Raw genomic sequence first — 13293 nt, 5'->3', positions numbered from 1 at the left:
GGCTGCTTCTTCTCACGTCCCGACACAGCCGAGCATGGGCTCGGCTCTACAACCGCGCGCTAAGCTGCGCGCCACCCGATCCTGGAGTTTCGCCCCGATGACCACCCGCCGTTTCCTGCAGCTGGATGTGTTTTCCCCGCGCGCCGGCGCTGGCAACCCGCTGGCCGTGGTACTCGATGCCGACGGCCTGGACGATGCCAGCATGCAGGCCATCGCGCGCTGGACGCGCCTACCCGAGACCACCTTCGTGTTTCCGCCCCAGGCCGCCGGTGCCAGCTACCGGCTGCGCATGTTCAGCCCGCAGAAGGAAGTGCCGTTCGCCGGCCACCCCAGCGTCGGCACGGCGCATGCGGTGCTGCAGGCAGGCCTGGCCACACCGGTCGACGGCGTGCTGGTGCAGGACGGCATTGCCGGCGCCCTGCCGCTGCGCGTCAGCGGTGAGGGCGCGCAGCAGCGCATCGCCATCCGCACCCCGCGCGCGCAGTTGGCGGAGACCGCTGAAGCCACCGATCCGCGCCTGCGGGCAGCACTGAAGGACTGGCCACTGGGCTCGCTGCCGCCGGCGCGCATGCAGGGCGGACGCAGCTGGTGGGTGGTGCAGGTGGCCGATGAAGCAGCACTACGCGCGCTGCGCCCTGACTGGAACGCGGTGGCTGCGCTGGCCGAGTCCACCGACAGCATGGGCGTGTTCGCCTATGCCTTCAGCGATGGCAGTGAGGGATTCGATCTGGCCGTGCGCGCTTTCGTCGGCAATGGTCGGCGCTTCGAGGACGCCGCCTCGGGGGCCGCCAATGCAGTGCTGGCCGCGTGGCTGGACCTGCGCGACGCGCTGCCACGTGGCCGTGCGCCGTTCGAAGTCAGCCAAGGCCGCGAAGTCGGCCACGATGCGCGCCTGACCCTGCGGGTCGACGAGGACGGCGAGGTCTGGTCGGGCGGCCAGGTGCAGACGGTGATCACCGGCACCCTTGATTGGTAAAGGGATACTGTAGAGCCGAGCCCACGCTCGGCTGCTTCCCGGCCAGATCACGGGACCTGCAGAAGCCGAGCATGGGCTCGGCTCTACAGATGCGCCGGCTCAGCCCAGTTCGGCTTCCAGGCTGATCGGCACCGCGCTCAGCGCCTTGGATACCGGGCAGTTCTGCTTGGCGTCATCGGCAATGGCACGGAACTGCGTCGCATCGATGCCGGGCACCACCGCCCTGACCTTCAGGCGGATCTGCGACAGCTGCGGACCGCCTTCCAGCGACAGGTCGACCTTGGCTTCGGTGTCCAGCGAGGTCGGGGTGAAGCCTGCTTCGCCGAGCTTGGCCGACAGCGCCATGGTGAAACAACCCGCGTGCGCGGCGGCGATCAGCTCTTCCGGATTGGTGCCCTTTTCGTCGCCGAAACGGCTGTTGAAACCGTAGCGGGTCTTCTCCAGCAGCCCACTCTGCGGCGTGCTCAACTGGCCCTTGCCCGTCTTCAGATCGCCTTCCCAGTGCGCGGTGGCGTGTCGCGAGATTCCCATTGTGCTGCTCCTGCGTGGCGGTGATGAACGGCTACCCTCGCACGCCACGCGTTAGCCCTGCGTCGCTCCGCCGCACGCCGGACGTCGTCCCCGAGCCCGGCGCGTGGACACTTCCTCGCCAGCCCGGAACGCATTTTCCTCTTGTTTTCAGTGGTTTCGCGCACCCCACCGATCGGCGGGCGCCGACGATCGAACACGCAGGCGTGCCCCCATCCCCCACCGCCGACCATGTACTGAATCGGCCTGGATATGAAAAAACATGCACTTTCCGCGCTTCGGGCTATTGGCGGCGCCCAAGAGTTGCCCTACATTGCGCTTGCCGACGGGGTTCGGCGCCGACCAAACAACCAACCGTTCACGGAACAGGAAACCATGGCAAAGACCGCTAAGAAGGCTGCCCCGAAGAAGGCAGCGAAGAAAGTCGCGACGAAGGCAGCCGCCAAGCCGGCCGCTCCGAAGCCGATCAAGGAAGTGCTGACCAAGTCCGGCCTGGTTGCACACATCGCTGAAGCCTCCGGCGTCATCGCCAAGGACGTCCGCGCTGTGCTGGCCTCGCTGGAAAGCGCCGTCGCCTCCTCGGTGCACAAGAAGGGCGCTGGCTCCTTCACCCTGCCGGGCCTGCTGAAGATCACCACCGTCAATGTGCCGGCCAAGCCGAAGCGCAAGGGCATCAACCCGTTCACCAAGGAAGAGCAGTGGTTCGCCGCCAAGCCGGCCACCACCAAGCTGAAGGTGCGTCCGCTGAAGAAGCTGAAGGACGCCGCGCTGTAAGCGCGCGCCCCAACGTGGATTCCGACGGGACGGCTCTGGCCGTCCCGTTTTTTTTTGCGTGCCCGGCGGTAGATCCACGCCATGCGTGGATGCGTCGCGCTGCGGCAATCCGCAACACAGCGTTGCCGCCTCCCCGGCAATGCCCGTACAGGCCCGTCGCCACTGGCCGAGCGCGGCTTGGGCAGGTGCTGGAACGTACCGGGTGGAACACTGCGTGCAGCGCCGGCCGTCGCCTCAGGCCGTGGCCTTGCCTATGGTGGGCACATCCTCCACAGCTACGGCGAGCACACCCTCATGGCCAGCCCCTCCACCCGCTACCGGATCTCGGTGACCCCCATCGAAAAGGACGGGCTGCAGTGCACAGGGCGCTGCACCATCGAACTGGAGCATCGCGCCAGCCGCGACCTGATGCGCCTGCTGGAGGCGGCCCCGCGTACCGCCGGTATCAGCGGCGACGAGCGTGCGACCCTGGTGATCGCCACCCAGCTGCTGCGCGATATCGTGCAGCGCCATGCCGAGACCGGCGGCCACGCACTGGCGGCCATCGCCGGCCAGGTCCTGCCAGCGCTGGACGCTCTGGATCAGCTGCCCTCCTCCCGCTGATCCCGGCGCAATCGCTACACTGCCGCCCTCCAGGTTGCCTCGCGGAGGAGGCAGACATGCGCAGGAACCTGTTGCTGATCGCACCCTTGGTGCTGCTGGGCTGTTCACGCCCGGCAGCACAGACGACCGGCGACATCGCGGCAGCGTCCGCTCCCGTCGCTGCCACCGCAGCCGCGGACACTCGCACCGGCCCCGATCCCGCAGCAGTGCAGGCAAGTGAAATGCCGGTGCTGTCTGCTGTCGCCGACGGTGCCGAGCCGCCATCGACGATGCTCAACCGCTACGTAGCGGCGTTGCTCAACCGCGACCGCGCCGCCAGCGATGCCGCCTGGACGATCCCGCCCAGCGACCCGCGGCATGCGGACGACGCCGCGCTGCGGCAGCTGCAGGACCTGCGCACCCTGCGCCTGCACAGCGATCCCCCGCTCGCCCGCGACGATCGGCAGCCACCGCAGCTGCTTGAAGTGCCGGTGCAGATCCGCGCGGTCACCGCCAACGGTACGTTCCGCTTCGGTGGCTGGTACCGCGTGCAACCCAGCAGCGATGGCAGCGCCTGGCAGATCCAGTCGGCGCAACTGCGTCCGATGCTGGACTGAACCGTTACAGCCGCATGCACGCGCGATTCAGCCTGCACGGCTACTCTTTGATCCATCCATTCCCTGCCATCGGTCACCGCCATGCGCCTGCGTTCCCTTATGACCCGCCTCGCTGCCTCCACCGTACTGATCGCCGCTGCGATCGGCGCGCAGGCGGCTCCCTCCATTTCCGGCCGCGAACTGTCGGTGGGTGCCAGCGACGTGCAGCAGTACCTCGATGGCAGCTTCCCGCGCACCCAGGACGCCCTTGGCGGCCTGATCTCCCTGACCATGAGCCATCCTCAGCTGAGCCTTCCGGCCGGCGAGCGCTTGAACCTTGGCATGGACGTGGCACTGGCCACCGCCGGCGGCAACCCGGCCAAACTGGGTACGGTGAAGCTCAGCAGCGGCCTGCGCTACGACGCGCAGACCCAGGGCTTCCACCTGCAGCAGCCCAGCGTGGATGACTTCACCCCGGCCAACCAGGGCGGCCGCCTCGACTCACGCACCCGCGGCCTGCTCAATGCCTGGCTGAGCGACTACGCCCAGCGCGAACCGATCTACAAGCTGGACCCGGCCGTGGCCGGGGTGCTCGGCGCGCTGCAGGTGCAGGCGGCACAGGTCAAGAACGGCAAGCTGGTGGTCACCTTCAACCAGAACCTGGGCAACCTGGTGCCGGCAGGCCTGCTGGGCAAATAAGGTAGTGCCGGCCGGCGGCCGGCACTACCGGCAAGGCATCACGCGGCGAGTGCCTTGACCACCGCCTCGCTGAAAGCAGGAATGTCATCCGGCTTGCGGCTGGTGATCACGTTGCCGTCGACCACGACCTCGGCATCGCGCCAGTTCGCGCCCGCGTTGGCCAGGTCCTGCTGAAGGGAGGGCCAGGAGGTCAGCTCGCGGCCATCTGCCAGCCCGCTGTTGATCAGCAGCCACGGACCATGGCAGATCGCCGCGACGGGCTTGCCGGCTTCATCCACTGAGCGGATGAAGCTGAGCACCGCGTCGTCGGTGCGCAGTGTGTCCGGATTGATGACGCCCCCTGGCAGCACCAGGGCATCAAAGCCCGCCGGATCCGCCTCGTCCAGCGGAATGTCGACCGCGACGGCGTCGCCCCAGTTCTTCTCTTTCCAGCCCTTGATGGTCGCCTCCTTTGCGGGCGACACCACGCTGACCCGCGCACCTTCCGCTTCCAGCAGCCGTTTGGGCTCGGTCAATTCGGACTGTTCAAAGCCGTGGGTCGCGAGGATTGCGATCTGTTTGCCCTTCAATCGCTCTGCCATGGGTGCACTCCAGTTGGGGGAGTGCACAGCGTGGACGAACGGCCCTTGCACGGCGGTGACCCTGCCGTGCACGGCAGGTGGAGAGGACCCGTGCCGGCCAGCGGCCGGCACTACCGGAAGGATCAGCGCTTGGGCTGCAGCATGGTGCCGGTGCACTTGGGCGAGCCGCAGCGGCATTCCCAGATCTTCTTCAGCTTGGCGGTGTGGCGCTCGGCCAGCGTGATGCCGTAGTTGTAGGTCAGCTCTTCGCCAGCCTTGATATCGCGCAGCGCCTCGATGAACACCTTGTCGCCACGGCTGTCGCCATCCTCATCCTCCTCGATCACCGCCTCGCAGTTCGGGTCGCAGCTGTGGTTGATCCAGCGCGCATCGTTGCCCTTGTAGTTGGCATCGATCACCCAGTCGTCATTGAGGGTGAACAGGAAGGTATGGCCGCTTTCGACGTCGCCGCTGTCATCGGCATCAACGTCGCCATGGCTGCGCAGCAGGCCCTTGTACTGGATCACGCGCTCGCCCTGCTTGATCGGGGCGACGGCGAACACGCCGTTGCCATGGATGGCGGACTTGCGGGCTTGGATCTTCTTCGGCATCGGCACGGGCTGTTTGCAGCGGATGGAACGGGGATTCTCGCCCATTCCGGGTGATTGCGAAAATCACCCGGTTGGCGCAGCATGGCGCCCCCGGCAGCGCCCGCTGGCAGAGCCTCCCGGCCCGGCCCCAGCGCCGGCTGAATGCCCGGGTTGGATGGTGGCGAATAAAAGCGTACAATTTCAGTCCGCTTTAAGAACCACTCGCATCCCCATGTTGCGCGTCACCAAGCTCACCGATTACGCCACCGTCGTGCTGACCGTGCTCGCCGCCCGTCCGGGCGAGGTGCTCAGTGCCACCGAACTGGCCGAATTCACCGGCCTGGAGCCGCCCACCGTCAGCAAGGTACTCAAGCCGCTGGCCCAGGCCGGCCTGGTCGAAGGCCTGCGCGGCGTCCGTGGCGGCTACCGGCTGACCCGCCCGGCCATCGAGATCTCGCTGTTCGAAGTGGTCGAAGCGATGGAAGGGCCGCTTGCCCTGACCGAATGCAGCCACGACCACCACCAGTGCGGCATGGCACCCAAGTGCGGCGCGCGCAGCAGCTGGCGGTTGATCAACGACGTGGTCTCCGAGGCCCTGCGCGACGTCAGTCTTGCGCAGATCCTGCCCCCCCTTCCCCTTGCCGATGACGAACAGCGCCGCACCATCGCTGTCGACGTCGTCTCCTGATCCACAGGCAGCCCCGCCATGGCCACCGAAACCATCGAAAACGTCGCCCACGACGACACCCCCAACCGCGAGATCCACGAGCAGCTCGGCCGCAAGTATTCGGCCGGCTTCATCACCGAGATCGAGTCGGACTCCCTGCCGCCGGGCCTGGACGAGGACACCATCCGTGCCCTGTCGGCCAAGAAGGACGAGCCGGAGTGGATGACGCAGTGGCGCCTGGACGCCTATCGCCACTTCCTGACCCTGCCGATGCCGGACTGGGCCAAGCTGGAGATCGCCCCGATCGACCTGCAGGCGCTCAGCTACTACTCCGCGCCGAAGGGCCCGAAGTACGCCTCGCTGGACGACGTGCCGAAGGAACTGCTCGACACCTACGACAAGCTGGGCGTGCCGCTGCACGAGCGCGCCAAGCTGGCCGGCGTGGCGGTGGATGCGGTGTTCGACTCGGTCTCCGTCGGTACCACCTTCCGCAAGGAACTGGCCGAGAAGGGCATCATCTTCTGCTCGATGTCCGAGGCCATCAAGGAACACCCGGAGCTGGTGCGCCAGTACCTGGGCACCGTGGTGCCGGTGGGTGACAACTACTTCGCCGCACTCAACTCGGCGGTGTTCTCCGATGGCAGCTTCGTGTTCATTCCCAAAGGCGTGCGCTGCCCGATGGAACTGAGCACCTACTTCCGCATCAACGCCGGCCACACCGGCCAGTTCGAGCGCACTCTGATCGTGTGCGAGGACAAGGCCTACGTCTCCTACCTGGAAGGCTGCACCGCACCGATGCGCGATGAGAACCAGCTGCACGCTGCGGTGGTCGAACTGGTGGCACTGGAAGATGCGGAGATCAAGTACTCCACGGTGCAGAACTGGTACCCGGGCGACGAGAACGGTGTCGGCGGCATCTACAACTTCGTCACCAAGCGTGCCGAATGCCGCGGCGCGCGCAGCAAGGTCACCTGGACCCAGGTCGAGACCGGCTCGGCGATCACCTGGAAGTACCCCTCGTGCGTGCTGCTGGGCGACGATTCGGTCGGTGAGTTCCACTCGGTCGCGCTGACCCATCACCGGCAGCAGGCCGACACCGGCACCAAGATGATCCACGTCGGCAAGCGCACCAAGAGCAAGATCGTCAGCAAGGGCATCAGCGCCGGCCGCGGCCAGAACACCTACCGCGGCCTGGTGCGCGTGGACCGCAATGCCGACGGCGCGCGCAACTACACCCAGTGCGATTCGCTGCTGATCGGCAAGCAGTGCGGCGCCCACACCTTCCCCTACATCGAGGTGAAGAACCCGGGCGCCACCGTCGAGCACGAGGCCACCACCTCCAAGATTTCCGACGACCAGCTGTTCTACTGCCGCGCCCGTGGCATCAGCCAGGAAGACGCGGTGTCGATGATCGTCGACGGCTTCTGCAAGCAGGTGTTCCGCGAACTGCCGATGGAGTTCGCAGTGGAAGCCAAGAAGCTGCTGGAAGTCTCGCTGGAAGGTTCGGTGGGCTGACCGCCCCTGCCCTTCGCAAACGCATTCTCTTTACCGGCGGGCCCTGGCCCGCCCCACGGAAACCCCCACCATGCTGAAGATCGAAAACCTCCACGCCCGCATCGGCGACAAGGAAATCCTCAAGGGCCTGTCGCTGGATGTGAAGCCCGGCCAAGTACACGCCATCATGGGCCCGAACGGCGCCGGCAAGTCCACCCTGGGCAATGTCCTGGCCGGCCGCGACGGCTACGAAGTGACCGAAGGCAGCGTGCAGTTCGACGGTGTCGACCTGCTGGAGCAGGACCCGGAAGCGCGTGCCGCTGCCGGCCTGTTCCTGGCGTTCCAGTACCCGGTGGAGATCCCGGGCGTGAACAACACCTACTTCCTGCGCGCGGCACTGAACGCCCAGCGCAAGGCACGCGGCGAGGACGAACTCGACTCCATGCAGTTCCTCAAGCTGGTGCGCCAGAAGCTGGCCGTGCTGCACCTGAAGGACGAGCTGCTGCATCGTGGCGTCAACGAAGGCTTCTCCGGCGGCGAGAAGAAGCGCAACGAGATCTTCCAGCTGGCCGTGCTGGAACCGAAGCTGGCCATCCTCGACGAGACCGACTCGGGCCTGGACATCGACGCGCTGAAGAGCGTGGCCGACGGCGTCAATGCGCTGCGCGCCGCCGACCGTTCGTTCCTGGTCATCACCCATTACCAGCGCCTGCTGGACTACATCAAGCCGGACGTGGTGCACGTGCTGGCCGATGGCCGCATCGTCAAGAGCGGCGGCCCCGAGCTGGCGCTGGAACTGGAAGCGCACGGCTATGATTTCCTGAAGGACCGGGTCGTGCCCGAGGCGGCGGTCTGATGAGCGCCCTGCTCGACTCGATGGCCCAGGCCTTCTGCGGCAGCGACGCGCGCCGCGAAGTGCTGGATGCGGCCCTGCGCGATGGCCTGCCGGCCGCCCGCAATGAAGCCTGGAAGTACACCTCGCTGCGCCAGCTGGAACGCCGTGCGTTTGCTGCGGCACCGCTGCAGGGCCCGGCGCTGGACGCCGCGCTGCTGGACGACATCCCGGCACCGCGCCTGGTGTTCGTCAACGGCCGCCTCGATGCCACGCTGAGCGACGTGCAGGCCCTGCCGGCCGGCGTGCAGCTGCAGCCGCTGTCGGCCGCACTGGCCTGCGGCGAAGACGCCGTGCGTTTCCTTGGCCGCCGCTACGAGCGCAGCGAGGAGATCTTCGCCCGCCTCAATGCCGCGCTGGCCGATGAGGGCGTAGTGCTGCGCGTGAATGAAGGCGTGCAGGTCGAAGCGCCGCTGCAGCTGGTGTTCGCCAGTGTGGCCGGCGAGACCGACCTGGCCTGGCATCACCGCCACCTGATCGAACTGCGTGCCGGCGCCAGCCTTGGCGTGGTCGAGCACCGCTTCAGCGTGGGTGACTCCGCCCACCTGGACAACACCGTGCTGCATGCCCACGTCGCGCGCGACGCCGTGCTCAAGCACGCCCGCGTGCAGGCCGGCAGCGCGCGCCAGACCAGCTTCCTGCGCACCGACGCGGTGCTGGCCCGCGACGCGCAGTACCACCGCGTCGACCTGGAACTGGGCGCCGCGCTCAGCCGCCATGAACTGAACGTGCGACTGGAAGGCGACAACGCCCAGCTGACCGCCAACGGCGTGCTGCTCGGCAATGGCCGCCGCCACGTCGAAACCCGCCTGGGCATCGACCACATCGCCCGCGATACCGCCTGCGAACTGCTGTGGCGCGGCGTAGCCGCCAACCGCAGCCGCGTGGTGTTCCATGGCGGCATCCAGATCCGCGAAGGCGCCGATGGCACCGACGCGAACCTGTCCAACAAGAACCTGCTGCTGTCGGCCGACGCCGAGATCGACACCCAGCCGACGCTGGTGATCGACGCCGACGAAGTGAAGGCCGCGCATGGCGCGACCGTTGGCCAGCTCGATGCCAACGCGCTGTTCTACCTGCGCGCGCGCGGCCTGCCGCAGGCCCAGGCGCAGGCGCTGCTGAGCGCTGCGTTCTGCCATGAACCGCTGAAGATCCTGCCAGGCGTGCTGCGCGAACAGCTCGCACGCCGCCTGGACAAGGCCCTGGCCGAGGCAGGTGTGGCATGAACCTGTCCACGCCGCGCCCGATCGAAGAACGCACCGGCGCCCCCGACTGGGACCGCGTCCGCCTCGACTTCCCGCTGCTGATGCGCGAAGTGCACGGCAAGCCGCTGGTCTATTTCGACAATGCCAACACCGGCCAGAAGCCGGTGCAGGTGATCGGCGCGGTGGACGAGTTCTACCGCCGTTACAACGCCAACGTCAGCCGCGCGGTGCATGCACTGGGCAGCGAAGCCACCGATGCCTACGAAGGTGCGCGCAACACGCTGGCGCGCTTCCTCAACGTGCGCCCCAGCGACCTGGTGCTGTGCAGTGGCACCACCTTCGCCATCAACCTGGTGGCGTATTCGTGGGCGTTGCCGCGGCTGAAGGCCGGCGACGTGATCCTGGTGTCGCGCATGGAGCACCATGCCAACATCGTGCCGTGGCAGCTGGTCGCGCAGCGTACCGGTGCCACCATCCGCGTGGCCGAGATCACGCCTGACGGCGCGCTGGACCTGGATGCGCTGCGCGCGGCGATGACCCCGGAGGTCAAGCTGCTGGCGGTCACCCATGTCTCCAACGTGCTGGGCACGGTCAACCCGGTGCGCGAGATCTGCCGTGAAGCGCGCAAGCGCGGCATCATCACCGTGGTCGATGGCTCGCAGGCAGTACCGCACCGCAAGGTCGACGTCGCCGCGATCGGCTGCGATTTCTACGCCATCACCGGCCACAAGATGTGTGGCCCGACCGGTACCGGCGCGCTGTGGGCGCGTCGCGAGCACCTGGACGCGATGCCACCGTTCCTCGGCGGCGGCGAGATGATCAAGGAAGTCAGCTTCGACGGCACCGTGTTCAACGATGCCCCGCACAAGTTCGAAGCCGGCACCCCGAACATCGCCGGTTTCATCGGCCTGGGCGTGGCCGCCGACTACCTGCAGCAGCTTGGCCAGGACAACGTGGAAGCGCGCGAAGCCGAACTGCTGGCGCACTTCACCGAAGAGCTGCGCCGCGTCGATGGCCTGCGCATCATCGGCCAGGCACCGGAGAAGGCCGCCGTGGTCTCGTTCCTGATCGATGGCGCGCATGCCCACGACCTGGCCACCCTGCTCGACCTGGAAGGCGTGGCCGTGCGATCGGGCCAGCACTGCGCACACCCGCTGCTGCAGTACTTCGGCGTCGCCGCCACCTGCCGCGCCTCGCTGGCGTTCTACAACACGCACGCCGAGATCGAGCGGTTCATGACCGCGCTGACCAAGGTACGCAAGCTGCTGGGGTAACCCCGGCAGACGGGGTCAGATCCCTTTCGCATCGCGAAAGGGCTCTGCCCCCGCTAGCGAACCGGCCAACCGTCGCTGCGACCGCAATGCTCGCCGGATCGCCGCCACATCCGCGGCAGGAATTCCCTCCTCGATGAACGCCGCATAGCGCCTGCGCCGTTCATCCAGATGCAGGGCAATCAGTTCGAATGCCGAATGCGGCTTGAGCAGCGCATTCGGCCTGCCGTGCGCATTCGCCCGATAGCTCGACCAGCGATAGTCCCCTGGGCGCGCCGCCCTTCCCGCACGGACAGGGTTGAGCTCGATGTAGCGCTGGCAGGCCAGCAGATAGCGATCCGTATCGACCAGCGTCGAGTAGAAACGCCCCTCCCACAGGGTCCCCGTGCGGCCCTGCCGATCATTCACCCGCCGCACGTAGGTCCGGCTCACGGCCTGCATCATCCGTGACAGCCCGCCGGAGACATCAGGCGTCACCAGCAGATGAACGTGATTGTCCATCAGCACGTACGCGTGGACCCGGCAGTGCTGATGGTCCGCGTGCTGGCACAGCAGGCGCAAGTAGGCCACACGGTCGCCATCGGTGAAAAACACGGGCTGGCGATTGTTGCCACGTTGAACGACATGTTGCGGGTGACCGGGCGCATCGATGCGTGGTGGCCTTGGCATGGGCTTCTCCTGGGAACAGGGGTCAGAGCCCTTCACTGCGCAAAGGGATCTGACCCCGAGCATCTGCCGATTCCGGGCCCGCGCCAGTCGGTCCATGGCCTGCCGTTGAGTCAGTAGATACCGGGGTCAGATCCCTTTCGCGTTGCGAAAGGGATCTGACCCCACTCCCCCATTTGCGCCCGCCCACTGCCCACCTAAAATGCCCCCATGAGCACCCTGACCTTCCGCGCCGCCACGCCGGCCGACATCCCCGCCCTGATCGCCCTCGTCACCTCGGCCTACCGTGGCGACGCCAGCCGCGTGGGCTGGACCACCGAAGCCGACCTGCTGGATGGCGCCCGCATCGACGCCGAAGGCATCCAGTCCGACCTGGACCGCCCGCGCTCCACCATCCTGCTGGCCGAGCGCGATGGCCTTCTTGTCGCCTGCGCCCACGTTGCCGACGTTGACGGCAAGGGCTACTTCGGCATGTTCTCGGTCGACCCCGCACAGCAGGGCGGCGGCGTCGGCAAGCAGCTGATGGTCGCCGCCGAAGCCCACGCTGCACGCGAATGGAACGTGCCGGTGATGCAGATGACAGTGATCGACGTACGCGACGAACTGATCGCCTTCTACGAGCGTCGTGGCTACCAGCGGACCGGCATCAAGAAACCCTTCCCGTATGGCGACGAACGCTTCGGCATCCCCAAGCGCGACGACCTGCGCTTCGAGATCCTGGAAAAACCGCTGGCCGGAGCGGCCGCGTGAGCGATACCTGGACCTTCGTGTGCGCCAGCAACGAGCTGCTGCCCGGTGAAATGAAGAGCGTGTTCGACGAGGTGACCGGCACCCCGATCGTGGTGTTCAACCTCGACGGCGAGCTGTACGCGCTGGAAGACCAGTGCACGCACGAGGAATTCGAGCTGTCCTCGGGCGAGTTCAACACCGCCGAAGGCAGCGTGGAGTGCGTGCTGCACGGCGCGCGCTTCGACGTACGCGATGGCCGCGCCCTGTGCGCACCGGCCTATACCCCGGTGCCCAAGTTCCCGGTGAAGCGCGAACACGACGCCGTCTGGACGCGCGACGACCGGGATTGAGGCGGCGCCCCGACCTGGGGGGTACCCACCCATGGGCTGGATCTGCAGGAGGCCCCGCAAGGGCCTTCGCAGGGCGTTCCCCGGCCGCCCCGGCGTCCCGCAGCACCCCGTACATGCGAATCATTATCGTTGATGTTATTCTACGTAACATCTTCGTAACGACTTCGCCCTCGCGCCATGGCATCGCCCGCGCCCACTGCCACGTTGTGCCAGCTCGCCCGCCAGGGGTGGCCACTGGCCGTGGCCGTGCTGCTGACGCTGCTGCTGGGCTGGTCGGCGCTGCACGAAGGACGCAGCAACGCCCCGACTACCCAAGGGTGGCAGGCACATGCCGAAGGGTTGCGCCAGGTCATGCCATTGCCGGCGCCGTCGGCAGACGAATGCCCGCAACATGCTGCACCTGCACCGGAGCCGCCGCTTGATGGTGAGGGCAACACGCCCTGCACCGGAGTGGCACCCCTGCGCGCGCCCCTGGTCGCACATATCCCGCTATGGCGCTCCGATGCCCTGCGCCGGCAACTGCACGATCCCGCACTGCGCTTGAACCCCGGCCACGCACCGCCCGCACCGCACGCCAGCTGAGGCGCCCTGCGGCTGTTGCCGTGCGCCTGAAGTCGTTCGCCGCATCGCCGGGCATCAGCTCGGCTCTACAGAAGACGCTCCCTCCCTGTCGTCGCGCTGTCTGCGCTTCGGCCTTCGCCGTTTCCCGATCCA

The 13293-nt window shown here is 67.2% G+C and carries 17 protein-coding genes; 13 read left to right on the top strand and 4 right to left on the bottom strand.

Annotated elements, in window-relative coordinates:
- Positions 1-97: 97 nt before the first annotated feature.
- Positions 98-976 carry a PhzF family phenazine biosynthesis protein gene (locus PEM_RS03530; protein ID WP_111127825.1) on the top strand — a complete coding sequence of 293 codons (879 nt, stop codon included), beginning with the start codon at positions 98-100 and terminating at the stop codon, positions 974-976.
- A gap of 99 nt (positions 977-1075) precedes the next feature.
- Here the strand turns inward: PEM_RS03530 and PEM_RS03525 are convergent, their stop codons facing one another.
- Complete coding sequence (locus PEM_RS03525) at positions 1076-1507, bottom strand: OsmC family protein (RefSeq protein WP_005415607.1); 432 nt, start codon at positions 1505-1507, stop codon at positions 1076-1078.
- Positions 1508-1879: 372 nt separating this feature from the next.
- Between PEM_RS03525 and PEM_RS03520 the strand changes: the two genes are divergently transcribed.
- From PEM_RS03520 to PEM_RS03505, 4 genes are all read left to right on the top strand, one after another.
- Entirely contained in the window at positions 1880-2278 is a 399-nt protein-coding gene (locus PEM_RS03520; protein WP_005415606.1) for an HU family DNA-binding protein, read from the top strand.
- A gap of 294 nt (positions 2279-2572) precedes the next feature.
- Positions 2573-2881 carry a DUF3861 family protein gene (locus PEM_RS03515; RefSeq protein ID WP_005415605.1) on the top strand — a complete coding sequence of 103 codons (309 nt, stop codon included), beginning with the start codon at positions 2573-2575 and terminating at the stop codon, positions 2879-2881.
- A gap of 56 nt (positions 2882-2937) precedes the next feature.
- Complete coding sequence (locus PEM_RS03510) at positions 2938-3477, top strand: hypothetical protein (RefSeq protein WP_065177922.1); 540 nt, start codon at positions 2938-2940, stop codon at positions 3475-3477.
- Between the two features lie 81 nt (positions 3478-3558).
- A complete protein-coding gene (locus PEM_RS03505; protein ID WP_005415603.1) occupies positions 3559-4155 on the top strand; it encodes a DUF1439 domain-containing protein in 597 nt (198 codons plus the stop codon).
- A 38-nt stretch (positions 4156-4193) separates the two neighbouring features.
- On the opposite strand, the gene PEM_RS03500 is transcribed toward PEM_RS03505, so the two are convergent.
- The gene (locus tag PEM_RS03500) at positions 4194-4736 is read right to left on the bottom strand and encodes a type 1 glutamine amidotransferase domain-containing protein (RefSeq protein ID WP_005415602.1); all 543 of its coding nucleotides are present in this window, start codon (positions 4734-4736) and stop codon (positions 4194-4196) included.
- Positions 4737-4858: 122 nt separating this feature from the next.
- Positions 4859-5326, bottom strand: a complete 468-nt coding sequence (locus PEM_RS03495; protein WP_012479369.1) for an SET domain-containing protein-lysine N-methyltransferase — start codon at positions 5324-5326, stop codon at positions 4859-4861.
- A 211-nt stretch (positions 5327-5537) separates the two neighbouring features.
- On the opposite strand from PEM_RS03495, the gene PEM_RS03490 reads away from it, so the two are divergent.
- The 5 genes from PEM_RS03490 to PEM_RS03470 all read left to right on the top strand — a co-directional run bounded on the left by PEM_RS03490 (position 5538) and on the right by PEM_RS03470 (position 10837).
- Positions 5538-5993 carry an SUF system Fe-S cluster assembly regulator gene (locus PEM_RS03490; protein ID WP_049414161.1) on the top strand — a complete coding sequence of 152 codons (456 nt, stop codon included), beginning with the start codon at positions 5538-5540 and terminating at the stop codon, positions 5991-5993.
- Positions 5994-6011: 18 nt separating this feature from the next.
- Entirely contained in the window at positions 6012-7487 is a 1476-nt protein-coding gene (sufB, locus tag PEM_RS03485; protein WP_019659402.1) for a Fe-S cluster assembly protein SufB, read from the top strand.
- A 70-nt stretch (positions 7488-7557) separates the two neighbouring features.
- Entirely contained in the window at positions 7558-8322 is a 765-nt protein-coding gene (gene sufC / locus PEM_RS03480; protein WP_005415598.1) for a Fe-S cluster assembly ATPase SufC, read from the top strand.
- A complete protein-coding gene (gene sufD / locus PEM_RS03475) occupies positions 8322-9584 on the top strand; it encodes a Fe-S cluster assembly protein SufD (RefSeq protein WP_111127824.1) in 1263 nt (420 codons plus the stop codon). Before sufC ends, sufD begins: the two co-directional genes overlap by 1 nt.
- A complete protein-coding gene (locus PEM_RS03470; RefSeq protein WP_005415596.1) occupies positions 9581-10837 on the top strand; it encodes a cysteine desulfurase in 1257 nt (418 codons plus the stop codon). Before sufD ends, PEM_RS03470 begins: the two co-directional genes overlap by 4 nt.
- A 15-nt stretch (positions 10838-10852) precedes the next feature.
- Here PEM_RS03470 and PEM_RS03465 read toward each other — a convergent pair whose 3' ends face one another.
- Positions 10853-11503 (bottom strand): transposase, encoded by a 651-nt coding sequence (locus PEM_RS03465; protein ID WP_111127897.1) that lies wholly within the window; start codon positions 11501-11503, stop codon positions 10853-10855.
- A 207-nt stretch (positions 11504-11710) separates the two neighbouring features.
- Here PEM_RS03465 and PEM_RS03460 point away from each other — a divergent pair, with 207 nt between their 5' ends.
- From PEM_RS03460 to PEM_RS03450, 3 genes are all read left to right on the top strand, one after another.
- On the top strand, positions 11711-12250 hold the full coding sequence (locus tag PEM_RS03460; protein ID WP_095376986.1) for a GNAT family N-acetyltransferase: 540 nt from the start codon (positions 11711-11713) through the stop codon (positions 12248-12250).
- Positions 12247-12579: a non-heme iron oxygenase ferredoxin subunit gene (locus PEM_RS03455; protein ID WP_005415593.1), complete on the top strand. Its 333-nt coding sequence runs from the start codon at positions 12247-12249 to the stop codon at positions 12577-12579. The genes PEM_RS03460 and PEM_RS03455 overlap by 4 nt, the downstream gene beginning before the upstream one ends.
- Before the next feature lie 177 nt (positions 12580-12756).
- Complete coding sequence (locus tag PEM_RS03450) at positions 12757-13161, top strand: hypothetical protein (RefSeq protein ID WP_053496854.1); 405 nt, start codon at positions 12757-12759, stop codon at positions 13159-13161.
- Positions 13162-13293: the final 132 nt, after the last annotated feature.

The sequence above is a fragment of the Stenotrophomonas sp. Pemsol genome (assembly GCF_003586545.1).
Lineage (GTDB): Bacteria > Pseudomonadota > Gammaproteobacteria > Xanthomonadales > Xanthomonadaceae > Stenotrophomonas > Stenotrophomonas sepilia.
Note: the sequence above shows the minus strand (reverse complement) of the source record. Positions and strands in the feature narration are given on the sequence as shown.

Coding starts and splice junctions, on each gene's coding strand:
- PEM_RS03530 (WP_111127825.1), top strand. CDS start 98: ATGACCACCCGCCGTTTCCTGCAGCTGGATGTGTTTTCCCCGCGCGCC.
- PEM_RS03525 (WP_005415607.1), bottom strand. CDS start 1,507: ATGGGAATCTCGCGACACGCCACCGCGCACTGGGAAGGCGATCTGAAG.
- PEM_RS03520 (WP_005415606.1), top strand. CDS start 1,880: ATGGCAAAGACCGCTAAGAAGGCTGCCCCGAAGAAGGCAGCGAAGAAA.
- PEM_RS03515 (WP_005415605.1), top strand. CDS start 2,573: ATGGCCAGCCCCTCCACCCGCTACCGGATCTCGGTGACCCCCATCGAA.
- PEM_RS03510 (WP_065177922.1), top strand. CDS start 2,938: ATGCGCAGGAACCTGTTGCTGATCGCACCCTTGGTGCTGCTGGGCTGT.
- PEM_RS03505 (WP_005415603.1), top strand. CDS start 3,559: ATGCGCCTGCGTTCCCTTATGACCCGCCTCGCTGCCTCCACCGTACTG.
- PEM_RS03500 (WP_005415602.1), bottom strand. CDS start 4,736: ATGGCAGAGCGATTGAAGGGCAAACAGATCGCAATCCTCGCGACCCAC.
- PEM_RS03495 (WP_012479369.1), bottom strand. CDS start 5,326: ATGCCGAAGAAGATCCAAGCCCGCAAGTCCGCCATCCATGGCAACGGC.
- PEM_RS03490 (WP_049414161.1), top strand. CDS start 5,538: ATGTTGCGCGTCACCAAGCTCACCGATTACGCCACCGTCGTGCTGACC.
- sufB (WP_019659402.1), top strand. CDS start 6,012: ATGGCCACCGAAACCATCGAAAACGTCGCCCACGACGACACCCCCAAC.
- sufC (WP_005415598.1), top strand. CDS start 7,558: ATGCTGAAGATCGAAAACCTCCACGCCCGCATCGGCGACAAGGAAATC.
- sufD (WP_111127824.1), top strand. CDS start 8,322: ATGAGCGCCCTGCTCGACTCGATGGCCCAGGCCTTCTGCGGCAGCGAC.
- PEM_RS03470 (WP_005415596.1), top strand. CDS start 9,581: ATGAACCTGTCCACGCCGCGCCCGATCGAAGAACGCACCGGCGCCCCC.
- PEM_RS03465 (WP_111127897.1), bottom strand. CDS start 11,503: ATGCCAAGGCCACCACGCATCGATGCGCCCGGTCACCCGCAACATGTC.
- PEM_RS03460 (WP_095376986.1), top strand. CDS start 11,711: ATGAGCACCCTGACCTTCCGCGCCGCCACGCCGGCCGACATCCCCGCC.
- PEM_RS03450 (WP_053496854.1), top strand. CDS start 12,757: ATGGCATCGCCCGCGCCCACTGCCACGTTGTGCCAGCTCGCCCGCCAG.